This is a genomic window from Vibrio sp. 2096 (assembly GCF_033339595.1).
In the GTDB taxonomy this organism is placed as follows: domain Bacteria; phylum Pseudomonadota; class Gammaproteobacteria; order Enterobacterales; family Vibrionaceae; genus Vibrio; species Vibrio alginolyticus.
In genome coordinates, this window is sequence record NZ_JAWOUX010000003.1 from 318,190 (window position 1) to 340,519 (window position 22,330).

Consider the following 22,330-nt stretch of genomic DNA (forward strand, 5'->3'; position numbering starts at 1 on the left):
TTATCATTAATATTTAGGAATGAAGTTATGGAAAGCCCTGCTTGTTCACCTATCAAGCTTTCAAGCCTTTGCCTTGCAGTGGGAATGGCGCTATCAACCCCTGTTTTAGCTCAAGATACTGAGTCACATTTTGAAGAGGTCGTTGTATGGGGAACGAAAGTTTCCAGCAACACTGAGTCGATGTTTGCGGACGACATGTCACTGAAGCAAGCGGATCATATGTCTGATTTACTGCGCGATATTCCCGGTGTGGATGTTGGTGGAACACACTCTGTGAATCAACGTATTACGATTCGTGGTTTGAGCGAAACCGATTTGGACATTCGTCTTGACGGTGCTTCTCAGCATGCGAGCATGTTCCATCATATTGGTAACTTGACGTTGAACCCTGACATTCTCAAATCTGCGGACATTCAGGTAGGTAATAACTCTGTGACTCAAAACGGGTTAGGCGGTTCGGTCTACTTTGAAACGAAAGACGCTCGTGACTTACTTCGTTACGATGAAAAGTTTGGTGCGCGTGTTTATGGCGGCTATGCATCCAACGACAACCAACAAGGTTCGTTGACACTGTACGGACTTTTGTCCGAAAACATTGATGCGATGGTCTATGGCCATTACGTTACGCGTGATGATTTTGAAGATGGTGATGGCAATAAAACCTATGGTGCTGCAGGTGATGTTTACAACATTCTGGCTAAGCTGGGGTATGAACTAAATGACATCCATCGTTTTGAGCTCTCTTATGACATGTACCGAGACAGTGGAGATTACAGTCCGCGTCCTGATATGTCTGGTAGTGCAAATAATAGCCTGTCGAGCAAGTTACTTATCCCTACTGATTATGACCGCGATACCGTTACCTTGAGTTACGAGTTGCGAGGCGAACAACACCAAGGAAACGTCACTCTTTATAATACCGAGACAGAAATTAAACGTGACGAAACGGTGATGGCCCCTCGTTGGCCCTCGAACCGTTTATCAAAGAACACCGCCAAAAACCAAAACTTTGGTTTGAATGGCAAATTCCAGTCAGATGTTATGTTAGGTGAGTTTGATAATCGAGTCACTTATGGCTTCGACTACATGGATAAAACGTCTTCGAGTTACTACGGTAGTCGTAAGTTTATGGACGAATCGGCGATTTCAACCGCACTGTTTGTAGAAGATCAGTTCTTCTTCTCTGATGCCTTCTTTATTACTGCAGGTATGCGCTTTGATGATTACAAACGCAAAGCTGAGACAGGAACCAGTAATTATGATGATGTAACTTGGGCTCTAGCAGCAGAATGGGCGGTGACGCAAGATTGGACGTTGTTTGCGAGTGCACGCTCTCTATTTAAAGGTCCAGAGCTAATGGAAACCTTTATTGCTTACCAAGACGTTGCATTTTTAGAGGATGGGTTAAAGCCAGAAACGGGATTGAACACGCAGGGTGGTGTTCGTTTTGATAAAACCTTTGATAAGCATTTCTTTGGGGCGAATATTACGATATTCCAAACGGAAATTGATGATTACATTGCAGACCAGTACCAAAACGCGACTCAAACTTACCTGATTTACAACTTAGGTGATGTTGAGATTAAAGGCTTTGAAGCAAGTGCTTCTTATGGTTACGACAAGTTTAACAGCAAACTTTCTTACTCTAAGTCGGACACCAAAAACAAGAATACTGGTGGTCCTGTTGCTGGGGGCAATGGGCGTAGCATTGATATGGGGGATAGCATTGCTCTAACTTTGGATTACCAGTCAGACGCTTTAGAAACGATCTTCGGGTGGAACTCAATGTTTGTTCTAGAGGAAGACAACGTCTTTGATGGTCAGCCAAAGAAAGCAAGTTATGATGTGCATAATCTATACGCTCAATGGGTGCCGTCTGATATTGATGGGCTGTCGGTGACCTTTGGTATTGATAATGTATTTGACGAGTTGTACAGCTCTCATGCGTCTCGTTCGGGGACTGCACGTGGCTTCACGCTTGATGACTACGAGCCGGGTCGCAACTTCAAGCTCTCTGCAGCTTATCAATTCTAACAAGGTTCTTCATAGGACGTTTCAAAGTAACGAGTAAGTTCATGATTAAAGAAAGCACCCGAATAGATAGCGAACACGCTGACAAATACTTAGTGACGCTTTGTCGGCATTTTGGACGAAAAGTTCCTGCTACTTGGAATGAAAATAGCGGTTTGGTGACATTTCCGACGGGAAAAGCTGAGTTTAACCTTTGTGCATCTAGCTTAACTATAACCTGTGAGGCGGATTCAGAAGAGAAACTGAATACGGTGAAGGCGATCATTTCATCGCATGTGGACATGTTTTCTCGTCGAGAAACACTAGCACTTAGCTGGGTTCGTTAGCGCTCGTTTAAGGATGCTGTGATAGAAAGGGAATGTTAAAAGCAAAAGCCCGCAATCTTATGATTTGCGGGCTTTTATTGTTTGAATGCTATTGCGCTTTCTCAGGCTCTAGGCTTTTTTTTTCCTGCTGCATTTTTGCTAGGAAGTAGATGTTAACGCAAGCAATAAAACCGTTAGTTAGTACTACAGGCCAAGAATCAATCATTAGTCCGTAAGCAGTAAATAGCGCACAACCAATAAAGTTAAGGATACGAAGCTTAACAATATCTTTCATAGTTAGCGAAATAGCGACCATGATTGAAGCTGCATAACCTAAAATCTCAACCATATTCATGTCCATTTTTTGACCCTCTTAAAATCTGCCGAATTTTGTCGGTACCAATTCTTCTCATCTTGAGATTAATGAGGAAGCTCCATGCCTCGAATGGTCTTTTTTTGTTGTATGGACGCACTATATCAATGGAAAAACCGTGATAAAAGCCTCAAATCAAGGTTAAGAGAAGGTTAGCGATTACGCAAACGTTTAGGACTGGAATTACTGATAATTTTACTTATTGTGTTGATTGATAATAACGATGACATTAATAGCTCAAACACCATTGAAAGTAAGGGAATATTTACATATGATTGAAAATGATAATTATTTTCAAGTGCTGTGTTTATGTATTTTATTATTAGCTTGCTCGTGTTTTTTTTGCTGTATATCAGAACAAAACCGAACTCGTGGTGTGCGGGGATTCATATCGTAAGCCACTTTTTTATCGTTGCATTTTGTCCTGCAATTTATGTTGTTCAATATTTAATCGTTACGTTTTTTTCGTCACCGATATTGATTAAGATGTCATCACGCTCCGGTGTATACAACATTCTCATTGCTTTTCTTCCATTATTGATCGCAACCGGCAGTCTGGCGTTTAGCTGAATGATTTCATCTCTCTTCTTTTCTTAAAACAACTACACTTAATCAGAATAAGGTATCAATTTCATATAATTATTCGATATCTACGCGTCAGCACATGTGTCACATTTCTGTGACTACGAGTAAGTTTTACTTATGTTGCTTGGTAGTAGGGTATTTATCGATTGTTTAATGATTCAATACTTAGTTTAATCGTATAAAGGTGTGCAGTATGCCGCACTAAATTAATAAGAAATTATCTAAAAAGGTTAATGGGAAACGTAAGCCATTAGCGGAGGTCAGATGAGTACGCACACGGTACCGCAGAGCGCGATTGTAAATGCTGTCAAAGGTGAAGTTTTGGTTTTGGGCCTGGATGGAAACGTTAAGGTCATAAAAGCGGGGGATGAGTTAAGACCTGGCGAGATTATTATCACAGAAAATAATGCTTCTCTCGACGTACAGATAAATAATGAGCTTTATCTGGTCGATGCAAATTGTGTTGCTTGTCTTCCTGTGCCTTCTTCTGAACCGTTAGAACCAGTATTGGTACAATCTCCAGTTAATGGCTTGGTGACTTTTGACCCAACGGCTATTGGAAGTGCTGACTTCGACGCCAACGATATTGCCGCTATTCAGCAAGCTATTTTAGACGGAGCTGACCCTACCGCTATCTTAGAAGCAACAGCTGCTGGCGCAGGTGCTGAAGGCTCGGCTAATGCTGGCTACGTGACGGTTGAATATAATAACCCGGAAGTACTCGCTTCTACTTTTTTTGAAACGTCTGCGACTCGCAGCGGAGAAGATGATCGCGACGAAGATGACGGTTTGAATGTCACGATTTTTGCTGATGGTGGGCAGTCACTGCAATCTAGCGTAACAGAAGGCTCAATTTCTCTATCAAGCTACCCGCAAACCATTTCGTCTAGTGTGCTGGTTGAAGCAGGGGATCTCGCACTTGATACTGCTTCATTTGTACCCGAAACGTCTTCTTTAGAGTCTTTGTTGACTGAGCTTAACAGTGATATTACCTCTGGTGGTCAGCCAGTGGCGTTCGTTTATGACGAAGCGCAAAATGCCATTATCGGTACTCAAGAAGGTAACGAAGTGCTTCGTATCGAGATCGAAGCGACATCTGTAGGCCGTGATTTAGAGTTAGAAGTCGTTACCACGATTAGCCAGGGCGTTGACCATGTTGCGTCTGTTGCTGATGGCCAAGTATCGATCGTCGGTGATCAAATCAATATTGCTTTTGATATTACAGGTGCAGATATTGGTGGTAACAGCATTCAAGCGCCTATCGATTTTACGACAACCGTTATTGATGGCGATGCTCCTGCGCCGCAAAACGTTACTTTTGAAAACGTTGAATCTTCTTCTACACCAATTACTGGCACCTTTGTTGATATTGGTAGTGATCAATTGGCAACGGTCACGTTTAATCAAGAAGGACTTAGTCAGTTCGATGGCCTACTGAGTGATAATCAGGCGACAGAAGCGGTACTCTCTGAAGACGGCAGTACTATCACCTTGTCCATTGCTGGCTCGAATGAAACCGTCTTAACCATCAGTCTGAATACTGATGGTACCTACCAATTTGAGCAATTTAAGCCGTTAGAACAAACAAACGGTGAAGATACGATTGAGCTCTCTTTACCAACCACAATCGTCGACTATGACCAAGATACGGCAAGCAACACCTTTACGATGACCATCCTCGATGGCGATAACCCAGTGATTGAGAACGTGACGGGCTTGTCTTTAGATGAGGCGGGGGTTGACCAAGGTTCACAGGAAGGCGCGGCAGTAACAAGTGGTACTGGGTCGATCACGACAGCGGTCGGAAGTGACATCATTGATCACTATGAGTTGGAACCTACAGAGTTCAATGTTGGTGGAGAACTCCAATCTCAAGGGCAGGTTGTTCAACTAGAACTAGCGTCCGAGAGTAACGGCGTACGTACTTACGAAGGCTTCATCGAGCTGGATGGTGTGCGTATTACCGTATTTGATGTGGCGATTGATGCACCTGCATTGGGCGAATACCAATTCAACTTGTATGAACAACTTGACCATACGGGTGCTAACGATGACTCGCTCACTTTCTCACTGCCAGTTTACGCGGTAGATGCGGATGGTGACCGCTCCTCTATTACCGAAGGTTCGAACACACCAGAAGCTGCGCAAATTGTCATTCAAGTTCAAGATGACGTTCCTTCGATTGATGGCGTTGATGCGCTAGCCGTCGATGAAGACGATTTATCAAGCATTGGCTCCGATCAAAGCGACTCTGTGTTCGCGCAAGGTAGCTTCACGACGACTCAGGGCTCAGACCGTGTTGTAAGTTATCAATTAGAGAGCGGCACTGATCCACTCAATGGGTTGGAATCGCAGGGACGATCTATCTCTCTGACGGAAACAACCAATTCAGATGGCAGCTTTACCTATTCTGCAACGGCAGAAGGGGACGCTATCTTCACCTTACAAGTGAACCCTGACGGTTCTTATTCATTTACCCTTGAAGGTCCAATCGATCATGCTGTGGGTAGCGATAGCTTAACTCTAGACTTCACTATTGTCGCAACGGACTTTGACGGTGACACCAGTTCACTTGTTCTACCGGTAACCATTGCCGATGATGTGCCAACCATTAATGACGTTGTTGCTCTTACCGTCGATGAAGATGACTTAAGTTCGGTAGGCTCTGACCAATCACAGCCAACGTTGGTTGAAGGTCAGTTCACGACAACTCAGGGCTCTGATGGCGTCGTACAGTATCAGTTGGATGTAAATGCTGATCCTTTAAATGGCCTGCAATCTCAAGGGCAAACCGTTTCCATTGCCGAAACGCAAAATGCAGATGGCAGTTACACCTACAGCGCAACGGCAAATGGCAGTGCAGTTTTCACATTAATTTTGAATACCGACGGCTCGTACAGTTTTGAGCTGCAAGGTCCAATTGACCATGCGGCAAATAGCGACAGCTTAACCCTTGATTTTAGCGTTATTGCTACAGACTTCGATGGTGACACAAGCCAAATCGTATTGCCTGTTACCATCGTGGATGATAAGCCAACTATTACCGATGTTGATGCGATTACTGTTGATGAAGATGATTTAGGCACGATTGGTTCGGACCAGACTGACCCGATTTCTATTGATGGTAGCTTCACCACCACACAAGGCTCTGACCGAGTGGTAAGTTATCAGCTTGATGCTTCTGCAACACCAGTTGACGGCCTTACATCACAAGGCGTGGCAGTTACGCTGACTGAAACCGCAAACGCTGATGGCAGCTTTACTTACGAGGCGACAGCGGGTAGTGAAGCGGTCTTTACGCTGACGGTGAATACTGATGGTAGCTATAACTTCACGCTTGAAGGTCCAATCGACCACGCGGTAGATAGCGATGAGCTGACACTCAACTTCCCAATCATCGCAACAGACTTTGATGGCGACACCACAAATGCCACTATCCCAGTGACAATCGTGGACGATAAGCCTGTTATTACCGACGTCGACACCATTACGGTTGATGAAGATGATCTAGCGTCAATTGGCTCAGACCAAAGCAATCCAATTTCTATTGATGGCAACTTTACTACCACACAAGGCTCTGACCGAGTGGTGAGCTACCAACTCGATGCTTCAGCAACACCAGTGGACGGTTTAACCTCGCAAGGTTTAGCGGTCACGCTAACAGAAACCGCAAATGGTGATGGTAGTTTCACTTATGAAGCGACTGCGGGTGGCAACCCAGTATTTACTCTGACAGTAGATACTGATGGCTCTTACAACTTCACGCTAGAAGGGCCAATTGATCACGCGGTGGATAGTGATGAGCTGACACTCAACTTCCCAATTATCGCAACCGACTTCGATGGCGACACCGTTACTGAAACCATTCCAGTCACGATTGTTGATGATGTACCGACCATCACAGCGGTGGATGCGTTGAGTGTCGATGAAGATGACCTTAGCGGCGTGGGCTCAGACCAAACTGACGCTGTGTTCGTTGAAGGCGCGTTTACCACTATTCAAGGCTCTGACCGAGTGGTGAGCTATCAACTGGATTCAACGGCTGATCCTGTTGCGGGGCTAACGTCTCAAGGTGAGGCGATTACCTTGGTGGAAACCGCGAATGGCGACGGCAGCTTTACTTATGTTGCGACCGCTGACGGCAATCCTGTCTTCACGTTGAATGTCGCAACAGATGGTACGTACGACTTTACGCTGCAAGGTCCGATTGACCATGCAGCTAACAGCGACAGCCTGACGATTGATTTCCCAATTATTGCCACCGATTTTGATGGTGATACGACTTCGGCAACCATTCCAGTCACGATTACGGATGATGCACCAATCATCGATAATGTTTTGCCTCTGGCTGTAGACGAAGATGATTTATCAGGTATTGGCTCAGACCAAACTGACGCTGTGTTTGTTGAAGGCGCGTTCACCACTACCCAAGGTTCAGACCGTGTGGTGAGCTACCAACTTGATTCAACTTCTGATCCTGTTTCGGGGCTAACCTCCCAAGGTGAGCCAGTTACTCTGGTAGAGACTGCGAATGCTGATGGCAGCTTTACTTACGTGGCTACCGCGGATGGCAATCCGGTTTTCACCATGAACGTGAATGCTGATGGCACATACAATTTCCGTCTGGAAGGGCCGGTCGATCACGCGTTAAACAGCGATGAATTAGTACTGAACTTCCCAATCATTGCAACAGACTTTGACGGCGATACGACGACCGCGACCATTCCCGTCACGATTACTGATGACGTTCCAACTATCGACAACGTTGTTCCACTCACGGTGGACGAAGATGATCTCGCCTCAATTGGCTCAGACCAAAACGATGATGCGTTTATGTCGGGTTCTTTCACCACAACTGAAGGCTCAGACAGCGTTGTTAAATACCAGCTTGATGCAACAGCAGATCCAGTATCTGGGTTGACCTCTCATGGTGAGCCTGTCGTGCTTGCTGAAACTGCTAACGGCGACGGTAGTTTTACTTACACAGCCACGGCAGATGGCAATGCCGTATTTGAATTGATTGTGAAGCCAGATGGCAGCTACAACTTTACACTGCAAGGTCCACTAGACCATGCGGTGAATAGCGACAGTCTGCAAATCGACTTCCCGATTATCGCAACAGACTTTGATGGCGACACCTCATCGGAGACGTTACCTGTCACTATCGTTGATGATAAACCAACCATCACTGACGTAGACGCAATCCGTGTGGATGAAGATGACCTAGCGACGATTGGCTCTGACGGCTCAGATCCAATTTCAATCGATGGCAACTTCACTACAACGCAAGGTTCTGATGGGGTAGTAAGCTACCAATTAGATACTGCTGCAACGCCAGTTGATGGCCTAACATCGCAAGGTGTGGCAGTGACGCTGACGGAAACTGCAAACGGCGACGGTAGCTACACTTATGAAGCGACAGCAGGAACTGAAGCCGTATTTACGCTGACCGTGAATACGGATGGTTCATACAACTTCACGCTTCAGGGGCCAATTGACCATGCGACAGACAGTGATGAGCTGACACTGAACTTCCCAATCATCGCGACGGATTTTGATGGTGATACCACCACAGAAACGATCCCAGTCACCATCGTGGATGATAAGCCGACCATTACCGATGTCGATGCGATTACCGTTGATGAAGATGATTTAGGCACGATTGGCTCAGATCAAACTGACCCGATTTCAATCGATGGCAACTTCACCACCACACAAGGCTCGGACCGAGTGGTGAGCTATCAGCTTGATGCTTCTGCAACACCAGTTGACGGCCTTACATCACAAGGCGTGGCCGTCACGCTGACTGAAACCGCAAACGGTGATGGCAGCTTTACTTACGAGGCGACAGCGGGTACTGAAGCGGTCTTTACGCTGACAGTGAATACTGATGGTAGCTATAACTTCACGCTTGAAGGTCCAATCGACCACGCAGTAGATAGTGATGAGTTGATACTGAACTTCCCAATCATCGCGACCGACTTTGATGGCGACACCACAAATGCCACTATCCCAGTGACGATCGTAGACGATAAGCCAGTTATTACTGACGTGGATTCCATTACGGTTGATGAAGATGATCTAGCGTCAATTGGCTCAGACCAAAGCAACCCGATTTCTATTGATGGTAACTTCACCACCACGCAAGGTTCAGACCGAGTGGTGAGCTACCAACTCGATGGCACATCAACACCAGTTGACGGTTTAACCTCGCAAGGTGTGGCTGTCACGCTAACAGAAACTGCAAATGGTGATGGCAGTTTTACCTACGAAGCAACAGCGGGCTCTGAAGCGGTCTTTACGCTGACTGTGAATACTGATGGCTCTTATAACTTCACGCTAGAAGGGCCGATTGATCACGCGGTTGATAGTGACGAGTTGACACTAAACTTCCCAATTATCGCAACCGACTTTGATGGCGACACTGTCACTGAAACCATTCCAGTCACGATTGTTGATGATGTACCGACCATCACAGCGGTGGATGCGTTAAGTGTCGATGAAGACGACCTTAGCGGTGTGGGTTCCGACCCTGGCGGCGATCTGTTCGTTGAAGGCGCGTTTACGACCACTCAAGGCTCTGACCGAGTGGTGAGCTATCAACTGGATTCAACGGCTGATCCTGTTGCGGGGCTAACGTCTCAAGGTGAGGCGATTACCTTGGTGGAAACCGCGAATGGCGACGGCAGCTTTACTTATGTTGCGACCGCTGACGGCAATCCTGTCTTCACGTTGAATGTCGCAACAGATGGTACGTACGACTTTACGCTGCAAGGTCCGATTGACCATGCAGCTAACAGCGACAGCCTGACGATTGATTTCCCAATTATTGCCACCGATTTTGATGGTGATACGACTTCGGCAACCATTCCAGTCACGATCACGGATGATGCACCAATCATAGATAATGTTGTGCCTCTTGCAGTAGACGAAGATGATTTATCAGGTATTGGCTCAGACCAAACTGACGCTGTTTATGTTGAAGGCGCGTTCACGACCACTCAAGGTTCAGACCGTGTGGTGAGCTACCAACTTGATTCAACGGCTGATCCTGTTTCAGGTTTAACTTCTCACGGTGAGCCTGTTACTTTGGTAGAGACTGCGAATGCCGATGGCAGCTTCACTTACGTGGCTACCGCGGATGGCAATCCGGTTTTCACCATGAATGTGAATGCAGACGGCACATACAACTTCCGTCTAGAAGGGCCAATCGATCACGCGTTAAACAACGATGAGCTAGTACTGAACTTCCCAATCATTGCAACAGACTTTGATGGCGATACGACGACCGCGACCATTCCAGTTACGATTACTGATGACGTTCCAACCATTGACAACGTTGTTCCACTCACGGTGGACGAAGATGATCTCGCTTCAATTGGCTCAGACCAAAACGATGATGCGTTTATGTCGGGGTCTTTCAGCACAACTGAAGGCTCGGACAGCGTTGTTAAATACCAGCTTGATGCAACAGCAGATCCAGTAGCAGGGTTAACCTCTCATGGTGAGCCTGTCGTACTTGCTGAGACAACAAATGGTGATGGCAGCTTTACTTACACTGCCACAGCAGATGGCAATGCCGTATTTGAACTGGTGGTGAAGCCAGATGGCAGCTACACCTTTACTCTGCAGGGCCCACTAGACCATGCGGTGAATAGCGACAGTCTGCAAATCGACTTCCCGATTATCGCAACAGACTTTGATGGCGACACCTCATCGAAGACGTTACCTGTCACCATCGTTGATGATAAACCAACCATCACTGACGTAGACGCAATCCGCGTGGATGAAGATGACTTAGCGACGATTGGCTCCGACGGCTCAGATCCAATTTCAATCGATGGCAACTTCACTACAACGCAAGGCTCTGATGGGGTAGTAAGCTACCAATTGGATGCTGCTGCAACGCCTGTTGACGGTCTAACATCACAAGGTGTGGCCGTCACGCTGACTGAAACTGCAAACGGCGACGGTAGCTACACTTATGAAGCGACAGCAGGAACTGAAGCCGTATTTACGCTAACAGTAAACACGGATGGCTCATACAACTTCACGCTGCAAGGGCCAATCGACCATGCGGTAGACAGTGATGAGCTGACGCTGAACTTCCCAATCATCGCAACGGATTTTGATGGTGATACCACCACAGAAACGATCCCAGTCACCATCGTGGATGATAAACCGACCATTACTGATGTCGATGCGATTACCGTTGATGAAGATGACTTAAGTACGATTGGCTCAGACCAAACTGACCCGATTTCAATCGATGGTAACTTTACCACCACACAAGGCTCGGACCGAGTGGTGAGCTATCAGCTCGATGCTTCTGCAACACCTGTAGCTGGACTCACATCACAAGGCGTGGCAGTCACACTGACGGAAACCGCAAACGGCGATGGTAGCTTTACTTACCAAGCGGCAGCGGGGACTGAAGCGGTCTTTACGCTGACAGTGAATACCGATGGCTCTTATAACTTCACGCTAGAAGGTCCAATCGACCACGCGGTAGATAGTGACGAGCTGACACTGAACTTCCCAATCATCGCAACCGACTTTGATGGCGACACGTCTGCTGAGACAATTCCTGTCAAGATCGTTGATGACAAACCGACACTTGGTGGCATCGAAGCAACAAGTGTGCAAACGGTTGACGAGGACGATATCCCAACAGTCGGATCTGATGGTACGCAGTCGAACAGCATTGCAGGTAACTTCATCGCGACTGATGGCTCTGATGGCATTGTGGAGTACAGCGTTTCTGACCTAACCACGCCAGTACAAGGCCTGACCTCTGGTGGTCAATCTCTGGTTATGGTTGAAGTATCAAACGCAGGTGGCGTTTCAGTTTACGAAGCTCGTATTGATGGCACGACGACACCAGTATTCCGTGTGACTCTCGATGCTTCTGATGATAGCTACACTTTCGATTTGCTTGCTCCTCTCGATCATCCAAATGCTGATGGCCAAAATGAACTGGTCATCAATTTACCGATAAACGCGACTGACTTTGATGGAGACGTGTCGAACAACATCACCTTACCAATTACGGTTGTGGATGATGTTCCGACCATTGACGGTTTACTAGCAGGCAGCGAACAAACCGTTGATGAAGATGACCTACCAGCAGGTACGGATGCTGCAAGTGCAGAAGATACTGTTATTTCAGGTACTTTTGATATCACCGAAGGTGCTGACCAAGTTGCTTCTATTCAGCTGAGTGACCTGACCACGCCTGTTGCGTCACTGACTTCAGATGATGAAGCTATCACCTTAGTTCTGTCTTCTAGCGCAAACGGCGTGAACGTATACCAAGGTGTCGCAGGCAATCCTGCTGAAGTGGTGTTCGAACTGACGTTGGATGCAACGAACAACACCTACGAGTTCGATTTACAGAAGCCGCTTGATCATCCCGATGGTAATCAGCAAAACGAGATTGTTATTAACCTCCCTGTGACGGCGACAGATAATGATGGTGATACTTCACCAGCCTTCACATTGCCAATTACCGTTGTGGACGATGTTCCAGTTGTTACCAATATTGAAAGTCTACGTGTCGACGAAGATGACTTACCTCTTGGTTCTGATGGAACGAAAGAGCCATTAACGGTATCAGGTGAGTTCGAAGTCACTAGCGCAGATGGTATTGATGCTTTCGAATTGGAGCTAAGCTCAAATCCTATCCCGAATCTGAAATCGGGTGGAGAAGAGGTAACACTTTCTCAAGACGTTGGCGCTTCAACTGCTGACGCGCTTGTTTACGTGGGACAAACACCGGGTGGAGTGACGGTCTTCACGTTGACACTTCATCAAGATGGTAAATACGACTTTGAGTTATCTGGTCAGTTAGATCACGCGGTTAACTCTGATGAGATTTTGTTGAATCTACCTGTGAAGATCACGGATGGCGACAACGATACCATCACTGCGACCTTGCCAGTTACGATCGTAGATGACAAACCAACCATTGATGCTATTAGCTCTGGTAGTACCTTGTCTGTGGATGAGGATGATATTCCAAGCCAAGGTTCGGACGACACGCCAGAATCCAATATCATTGGTGGCAACTTTGACGTTACTGATGGTGCCGACTCTATCGTTAGCTTCCAGTTGGATAGTTTAACATCGCCTGTTTCTGGCCTTACCTCAGGTGGTCAACCGCTTGAGTTGGTTGAGTTTTCAAATTCAAACGGTGTGATTGAGTACCGAGCTTATGTACAAGGTACGACGGACACCGTCTTTAAACTGACGCTAAATGGTTCAGCAGACAGTTATGAATTTGAACTGTTGGGTGCACTTGATCATCCTGCGGGTAACGATGAAAACTCGTTGGTCATTAACTTCCCAGTCAACGCGACTGATTTTGATGGCGATGTGTCCAATAACATCACCTTGCCGATCACCGTGGTGGACGATGTCCCAGCTATTGTGAAAGTGACAGACTCTAGCCAACAAACCGTTGATGAAGATGATCTTTCCGGTGGCTCTGACACGACAAGTAGTGATTCAACGGTATTGAACGGCGGATTTGAGGTCGTTGCTGGTGCAGACAAGATTGTCAGCTACCAAGTTTCAGACCTCGATGCAGTCGTGTCTGGTTTAACGTCGAACGGCAGCAGCATCGAGTTGAATCTAGTAAGCACGAATGGTGGAGTAACCAGTTACGAAGCGGTTATTACTGGCACATCAACTAAGATCTTCACGCTGTCTCTTGATGCGAATAATGACAGCTACCAATTTGAGCTGTTGGGACCAATCGACCATGACGCTGTTCAAGGTGAAAACAACCTTGTCATTGATATTCCAATTACAGTAACAGACTTTGATGGTGACACGTCATCATCACTGAATCTTCCAATTACCGTAGTTGATGACATTCCCGAAATTAAATCAGCAGATGCTTTGGCTGTTGATGAGGATGACCTTGCCAACGGCTCTCAGGCAACCAACAAAGACAGCCTAGAAGCAACGGGCAATTTCGATACGGTGGAAGGGGCAGATACCGTTGTCTCTTATCAGCTGGATCTTACTTCTAACCCGATACCAGGAGTAACTTCAGGTGGTTTTGCGGTGACGTTAGTTCAAACCGCGGTAAGCAACAACAACTTTACTTATCAAGGTCAAACACCTGATGGTAACTCAGTGTTCACACTAGTTTTGAACGCTGACGGCTCTTACAAGTTTACGCTTGAGGGTGCGCTAGATCACTCAACTCAAGGCGAAGATACACTCATACTTGATCTCCCAGTCTTTGCGACCGATGTCGATGGTGATACGGCAGGTATTAACTTACCAGTGACGATTACCGATGATGTTCCAACCTTGCACGATGCATCTATTTCGCGTGTTGAGGGGCAAGGCAGCCGCACGGTTCGTTTATTCCGAGACCCTGTAGAGGGGGATGATGACCTTGGTGCTGACGGCGCACAAGTGACTTCATTCTCGGCTGATGATTCAGGCATTTACTTTAAGCAAAATGGTGTTGATTCTGATTCTGTCGATTTGAACGGCAGCGACCAAGTCGTATTTGTTCACAAGGTTCTTGACGGAGTGGATACTGAAATCGGTCGTTTGGTTGTTCGAACCGATGGCAGTGTGTCATTCCGTCCGAATGACGACCTTGACCATACCGAAACCGACTCGATTGATTTCACCATCAACGTTGTTGCAACCGATGGTGATGGCGATATCGCAGATGCCGATGTGGATATCTCGATAAGAGACCGCAATGCGCAAATTGACACGTCTACCGTTACTGCGTTCGAAGACCAAGGGCGTGATGGTGTCGTTGTGGGCGTTGACTCTGCAAATACTCAGGACAACTTGTCGACGCTGGATGTTAGCCCTGCGAAAGTCGACTTGGTTATCAATTTACACGATATCGACCGTAACGAGAGCTTAGGTGACATCACTATTCGAGATGCTGATACTCACAACGGTACGTTCTACTACAGAGACGGCAGTGGCAACTACATTGAATTAACATCTGTGGGCAATACGGTTGTTCTCGACGCATCAAATGTTGAGCAGTCATTCAATGGTGAGCTTGTCTCGTTAGATAACTTGTACTTCGTACCAGATCGTCATACATCAACCGATGCTTCTGGTATCGATCCTCGTATCCGCGTGGAAATTCTTAACAATGGTACGCCAGATCATACGATTAATGGTCGTTTAGACATTGAAGTTGCTGCCGTCGCAGATATTGCAACGTGGACGGCAAGCAGTGAATTTAACTACTCGGTTGATGAAGATGGAAACAATGTCGCACTTAACATCACGGCTGAAACCCAAGACACTAGTAACCCAGAAGGCATTGTGTACGAGCTTGTCTTTACACAAGGAGAAGGTAACGCAGAGTTAGTCTATTCAGATGGTAGTGCGATACCAAAATCCGGTGGTGTTTATCTGGTGGATGCAAGCCGAATTGATGAAGTTCAAGTTGATCCGATAGATAACTTCTCGGGCGAAATCAGAATTGATGTCACCGCTATTACGACGGAAAACAACAATCCACTGCTTGGGAAAGATACCGCTCGCTCAGAAACCGAAACCATCATTATTGATGTAAACCCAGTTGCGGATAAAGGTAGTTTTACTGTAAACCGAATTAATGTGTTTGAGGATAATGCTCGAACTCAAAATACGGTAGACCCTGTCACTGATCACGACCCACTCCAATTAAGTGAAGTGATCACCATGAAACCATCAGCGGACTTAGATGGTTCTGAAGCGTTATTTGTGCGCATTTCTAACTTCTCAATTGATGGGGTTACTTTGGTGTGGCTGGACTCAGCAAACCCAAGTCAGATAGTAGAAGTGACCGATTCAGGCGGCAATGTACTTTATTACGAAGTGCCAGAGTCTGAATTAGCGAACGTCGAAGTTCTTCCTCCTTTGCACAGCAATGATGACTTTACTTTCAATGTCGAAGGCATTGTGAAAGACACAGCATCATTGTCTACCGGTACGACAGAAGATGTGTTGTCACTGGGCAGTAAGACTGTCATCGTTGGTGTAAAAGGTGTTGCTGACATACCAGACACGGTATTAATTGACGCGGGGAACGTTTGGAACCGATTCGTAGACGGAGATGTGGCCGGGATAGAGACGACTATTGAAGAGAATGGTGTTGTAAACCTCAACTTCTCGGTTGTATCAGGTGAAGTTGCCGATAGACCTCTGGATGATTCAGAAGCCATTACTGTTATCCTGTCCAACATCCCCGACGGTGTTCGTGTCGTAGATTCAGACGGTTCAAGCGTTGACCTCACCTTTGTTGGCTATGATGGTAACGGTCAACCGATTTACGAAGCAAACATCACTGGGCTGAATTTTAATTCCGGTATTCAAATTATTCCAGAAGCCTCTTCAACCGAAAACATTGCGATTACAGGGACGATCATTGTTACCGAAAATGATGGTCATAGTCGTGTGATTGAAAGAGAGGTAAGGATCAAGGTCGAACCCGTTATTGACGCTCAAGATAACTACGTTGTTCGATCGGAGGGAGATGAAGATACGCGCTTTGACATCGATTGGAAACCGACGCTCGTACAAAGCCCTGATACCGATGAATTCTTTAGTGATGTAACCATCTCTGGATTTCCTCCAGGCAGCACGGTCTATGTAGATGGTGTGGCACAAGCGCTTGTTTCTGGAACACTAACGCTTTCACCGCAAGCTGGTGAATCAGAGCAAGATTTTTCCGCTAAAATCTCTCAAAGTGGCTATGTTCAAGTCCAGTTGGAGCAGGATTCAAGTACTGACTTTGACTTGACCACGACCGTCACTGTGAAAGAGATTGACCATGAATATGTTGACGCTTCGAATCCCGGTGAAGGTATCGCTGAGAAAACCATCAATGGTACGGTGAATGTCCAAGTTAATCCAATCGTTGAGCCAGAGGATAAGACGGGGGCAATAGATGACCAAACCCGTCTGCTTGTCACTGAAAGTGGTGGTGGTGCTACCGATATCGTGAAGTCAGATGATCAAGGTAACATTGACTTTACGATCAACACTTCTATGGGGGGCGAATCTGGCGCTCATATCATTAGATACCAAGAGTTTGATGCGTCTTCAGATGAAGTGGTGACTCAACTTGTTGTTCAATTTCACAATGTGGACCCTGAGATCCTCAACCAATTGGTTATCGTCGGTGCACTAAATGAAGGTGGAGGTCGTTGGACAGTAACTAATGAAGACAACTTCTCAATTAAAGCGCCGTCTGGACTTGATTTAACACCAAACGATGACAGTGACGATGGCGATAACGGTGGTCTCTCTCAAATTGGCTTAACCATTTACGCAGAAGTGAATGATTTGGGCGAAGATTTGGGCAACGAAAAAGATGCGACGGTCGTGCGTCAAACGGATGTGACACTAGAGTTTCCAACCGTCCTCACACCGAAAATGAGTGTAGCGGCAGAGATTCAGGTGGCTGATGATGTCCAAATTCAAGCGTTGGAAGACAATTCTATTAACCTTGGTGCTCAGTTGACGTCGAAAGTCGATGCGATTAATGCAGATGGTGTGGAAGATGTCTTAACTATTATCGTCGATCCTTCAGCTCCTGGCATTCCTCCTGATTTGGTGATCACGGGGACGGATGTTGATTTTGTCAATGGTAAATACGTGTTCCAAGCCCATATCGATGCGAGTGGAAATATTACTGGCCTTGATGGCTTGACGATGCACTTGGCAGAAGATTACGCAGGTGATTTCGAATTACCAATTCGGTTTGTCACTAAAGACACTGAGTCCGGTGATGAAAAAGAAAATAATGTCCAGTTTCCAGTTCAGGTTTTACCGGTTGCAGACGTTCCGAGTTCAGCCGGGGATCAGCCGTTGGATAGCGATGTCACACCGAATGTAAAAGTAGATATCGTTGGTACTTTCGGCTTGGATGCAAACAAACAACCTGTAACTGATCTAAATAACGACGTTCCCACGGCGGATGGTGTTGGTTACGAAGATGGCTTAATCCAACTTAACTTGAGTGTTGATTTTGCCGATCAATTTAACAACACTCAAGGTGGTCGAGAAACACTAACGAACATCAAGTTAGAGCTTGATGACACAACATTAGGTGAGTTTGTTGATGCCAATGGTAACAGCTTAGGAACCAGTATTGAGTTTAATGAAGCTGAGATTTTAGCTGGTGCGCTTGACAATGTTCTGTTTAAGCCAAAAGAAAATTACCCCGTAGGTGGTGGCCAAAATACCGTCAAGATTAATATCGAGGGAGAAATTACTGATGAAGCTGTGTTTGATCAGTCTATCTTGAATAACTCTGGCGATAATATAGATGTGAGAACCTTCACTGACGATGTCACATTTGAAGTTACGCCAGTCGTTGATGACATTACCATTACAGGTGCCGATCCGACGCAGCCAATCACGGTGATTGGTGACGAAGATACTTTAATTTCGCTGAATCAATCGGGCTCTGGTGTTTCGATCAGCCTGAACGATAATGACGGTTCTGAGAGTTTCGTTTCACTCAAGTTAACGGGGCTTCCTGATGACTTTATCGTTAAATCCAATTCCTCTGATTATGTTGTTAAGAATAACGGTGGGGGCGAATGGAGTATTCAACTAAAAGATCTCACTCAGACGTCCATTGACCTGAGTGACATCCAAATTAAACCGCCAAAACACTTTAGTGGCGAGGCTGAGATAGGTATTACGGTCTTCATTCAAGAGGAGTTGCTACAAGTACCAACGGAACGAAACAATAACTTTACGCTTATTGTCAATCCTATTGGTGATGATGTTGATGTGAACCCCGACACTTCGGCTGCAGGTAATGAGGGCGAAGACATTGTTATTAATGTAAATGCGTTAGTGGTTGATAACAAAGAGTCCATCGGAGATGGTGCAAACTACCAGGAAAATGATCCAGAGACGCTGAGAGTTGAGGTCTCAAATGTCCCTGATGGGGCGAGCGTTTCATTACCTGATGGGACAGTATTTACTGACCAAGGCGGCGGCATTTTTGTCTTAGAAATCAATGCTCAAGATTTGGATCAAGTGGTGTTTAATTCAGGGGATCGCAATGATAACTCATGGGATGGTTCGCTGCATTTCAAAGTGCAAGCCGTTGATACTGGGCTCGATGGCAGTCAAAGCTTGGGCTCCGCAGAGGAGTTTGATGTCACTGTTGATGTTGAAGCAGTGAACGATCGTCCAGAGTTCGTCAATACCGTGGATGTGGAAACACCAGAAGATACGCCAATGCTGCTTGATGGTTTCAGCATTACCGATATTGATGCCGTACTCGATGATCCGAATGCTGAATATGTACTCAATGTGAACGTCGACAGCGGTATCTTGGAGCTTAATCCAACGCTCATCGCTACTTACAACCTAACCGTGAGCGGTGATGGTACGGACTCCGTTGAACTGAAAGGTACAGTGGCCGATCTAAACAATGCCATTGCAGACGGTCTGATTGAGTTTAATCCAGAGCTGAACTTCTTTGGTGACGTTCAGGTGGACGTGACAGTCGATGACCAAGGTAATGAAGGTATCGTAATTGGTGGGGTAGATGACACCCTAAATACCAACAGCAGCAGCTTCAATATTGAAGTGACAGCGGTGAATGATACCCCAGAAACTACGCCAGTGACGCTACCGGATATTGAAGAAGATAGTGGTGTGTTCTCCATCTCTGAAGCGGATCTTATTGCGAATGCGACAGACGTAGAGAACGATAACCTCACGGTCAGCAATGTTCAGTTAACGGATCCGAATTCGGGTAGCATTACTTTCAACAGTGGTACGGGAGAGTGGGAATTTACCCCAGCACCAGATTACAACGGTCCAGTTGAAATCACGTACACCATTACAGATGATGGCACGACAAGTGGTGCATCCGATCCTAAATCGGTTAACGGCAGCGCATCGTTCAACGTAACGGAAGTCAATGATGCTCCAACGACGTCTGAAGTGGTACTTTCTGATATCGCAGAAGACAGTACGGCGGTTGAAATTACCCAAGCTGATTTGTTAGCGAATGCTTCTGACATTGAAAACGACACCTTGATGGTGAGTAATGTCCAGTTGGTTGACCCAAGCAGCGGCACATTGGATTTCGACAACGTAACAGGTACATGGTCATTTACTCCTGCGCCTGGCTACAACGGCAAGGTCGATCTGACCTACGACATTACCGACAACGGTACAACGAACGGTGTTTCTGATCCTCAAACGGTGTCAGGAACGGCGACCTTCGAAGTCACTGAGGTGAACGATGCACCGGTAACATCAGAGGTAACGTTGAGTAGTACGGAAGAAGATGGTGGTTCGTTAACTATTACGGCTACTGAGTTGCTGAGCAACGCAAGTGATCCTGAGTCAGACAACTTGACCGTCGATAATGTTGCGTTAGTGGACCCAACTTCCGGCACGTTGACTCAAGTGAGTGCGACAGAGTGGACGTTTGAACCCGCAGCAGATTTCTTTGGTGACGTTAATTTCACTTATGAAATCACAGATGACGGAACAACTAACGGCGCTCCAGACCCAATTACAATCGCGGGCACAGCAGTGTTGAATGTTGAAGCGACCAATGACGCACCTGAAATCACTGCAACGTCGGTAACGGATACGATCAACGAAGCCGATGGCCAGAAAATAACGGGTATTAGTGTAAGTGACATCGACTTCACTGGTGCGCAGGCGAATGAAATCATGACGGTGACTCTTACAGTTACCGAGGGCGACCTTCGTGTCGAGCCGCCAGCAGGTAGTGGTGTGACTGTTGGGGCGGGGATGGCTGGTGAAATAACCCTAATGGGCACACCAGATAATATTAACTCCGTTCTTGGAGCAACAGACGCTTCTGAGGGTGTATTTGTGGATGCAGGAGATGTCAACGCAGCTTCAATCACTTTATCGGTGAAAGTCGAAGACAACGGTGTGTACTTCGAAAATGCATCGGGTTCCGCATTGGAGGCGAATCAAGACTTCACTATCAATGTGACACCTGTAGCTGATGCACCTACATTGAATATCAATCCTCAGTTTAATTACATTCGTCAAATTACAGCTAGCCAAACCGCGAGCAGTCAAGGTTTAGCGATTGTCGGAATCATGGCGGCGCTTACTGATATTGACGAGGTGCTGTCTTTGGAGCTAACGGGCGTACCAGCTAGTGCTGAGGTAACAAGTGGCGTTTCTCCATCAGGCATTAGCTTCGATGGTACCACTTGGACAGTACCAAGCGATGAAATTGATACGCTAGAAATTGTCGCAACAGATACTAACAGTGGTATTGATGTCGGTTCTTACGATATTTCGCTTACGGCGATATCAACGGAATCTAATGGCGATGAAGCGCAGTCTTCACCTGTCCAAATTAGTTTGGATGTGAGTAGTGATAGCGACGATATTGACCAGTCAACCGCAGTGGACGACAGCTATTTAGTCGGCGGAGACACAGGTATCAACTTGATTGGTGGAGACGGTGACGACGTTATTCTGGGTGGTGATGGTGATGACGTGCTTATCGGTGGCTTAGGTTCAGATATCTTAACGGGTGGAGACGGCAGCGATATCTTCAAGTGGACGGTAGATTCCGTTGATGAAGGGGCAGTGGATACCATTACTGACTTCACTGTTAACGAAGACAGTATCGATTTACGTGAAGTTATCTCTGATCTCAATAACTCAATGATCGACATGGATGATCTGCTTGGTCACATTTCAGCAGACTACGATGCATCGACGGAAAGTGTTTCTCTGAACATTACGACGGATGCAAATGTTCAACAGACAATTGTCGTGGAAAACTTAGGTACTTCAATCGACTTCAACGGTCTCAGCTCCAACGAGATTGTAGAGTCATTGCTGAACAACGGTGTTATTGATAACGGATAAACCTGTATGCAACATAAAAATGGGCGGCTCTGATAAGCCGCCCATTTTTTTCGGGAAAGCTTGATTTTAAACAGGAGATATTTGAATCGAAATAGAAAGAAAGAGCGAAGCAAAGGGGTTATCTTGTTACGACGTTATAGTGATAGTTGGA

4 protein-coding genes are annotated in these 22,330 nt (G+C 46.2%); 3 read left to right on the top strand and 1 reads right to left on the bottom strand.

From position 1 onward, the window contains the following. Nucleotides 1-27: 27 nt before the first annotated feature. The gene (locus R7Q41_RS07695; RefSeq protein WP_065275235.1) at nucleotides 28-2,034 is read left to right on the top strand and encodes a TonB-dependent siderophore receptor; all 2,007 of its coding nucleotides are present in this window, start codon (nucleotides 28-30) and stop codon (nucleotides 2,032-2,034) included. A gap of 41 nt (nucleotides 2,035-2,075) precedes the next feature. After that, the gene (locus R7Q41_RS07700) at nucleotides 2,076-2,357 is read left to right on the top strand and encodes a DUF2218 domain-containing protein (RefSeq protein ID WP_005376622.1); all 282 of its coding nucleotides are present in this window, start codon (nucleotides 2,076-2,078) and stop codon (nucleotides 2,355-2,357) included. A gap of 88 nt (nucleotides 2,358-2,445) precedes the next feature. Here the strand turns inward: R7Q41_RS07700 and R7Q41_RS07705 are convergent, their stop codons facing one another. Further along, a complete protein-coding gene (locus R7Q41_RS07705) occupies nucleotides 2,446-2,697 on the bottom strand; it encodes a YgjV family protein (protein WP_005376619.1) in 252 nt (83 codons plus the stop codon). A gap of 861 nt (nucleotides 2,698-3,558) precedes the next feature. Here R7Q41_RS07705 and R7Q41_RS07710 point away from each other — a divergent pair. Continuing rightward, nucleotides 3,559-22,179, top strand: coding sequence for a retention module-containing protein (locus tag R7Q41_RS07710; protein ID WP_318144447.1), 18,621 nt, complete (start codon nucleotides 3,559-3,561; stop codon nucleotides 22,177-22,179). Nucleotides 22,180-22,330 lie beyond the last annotated feature (151 nt).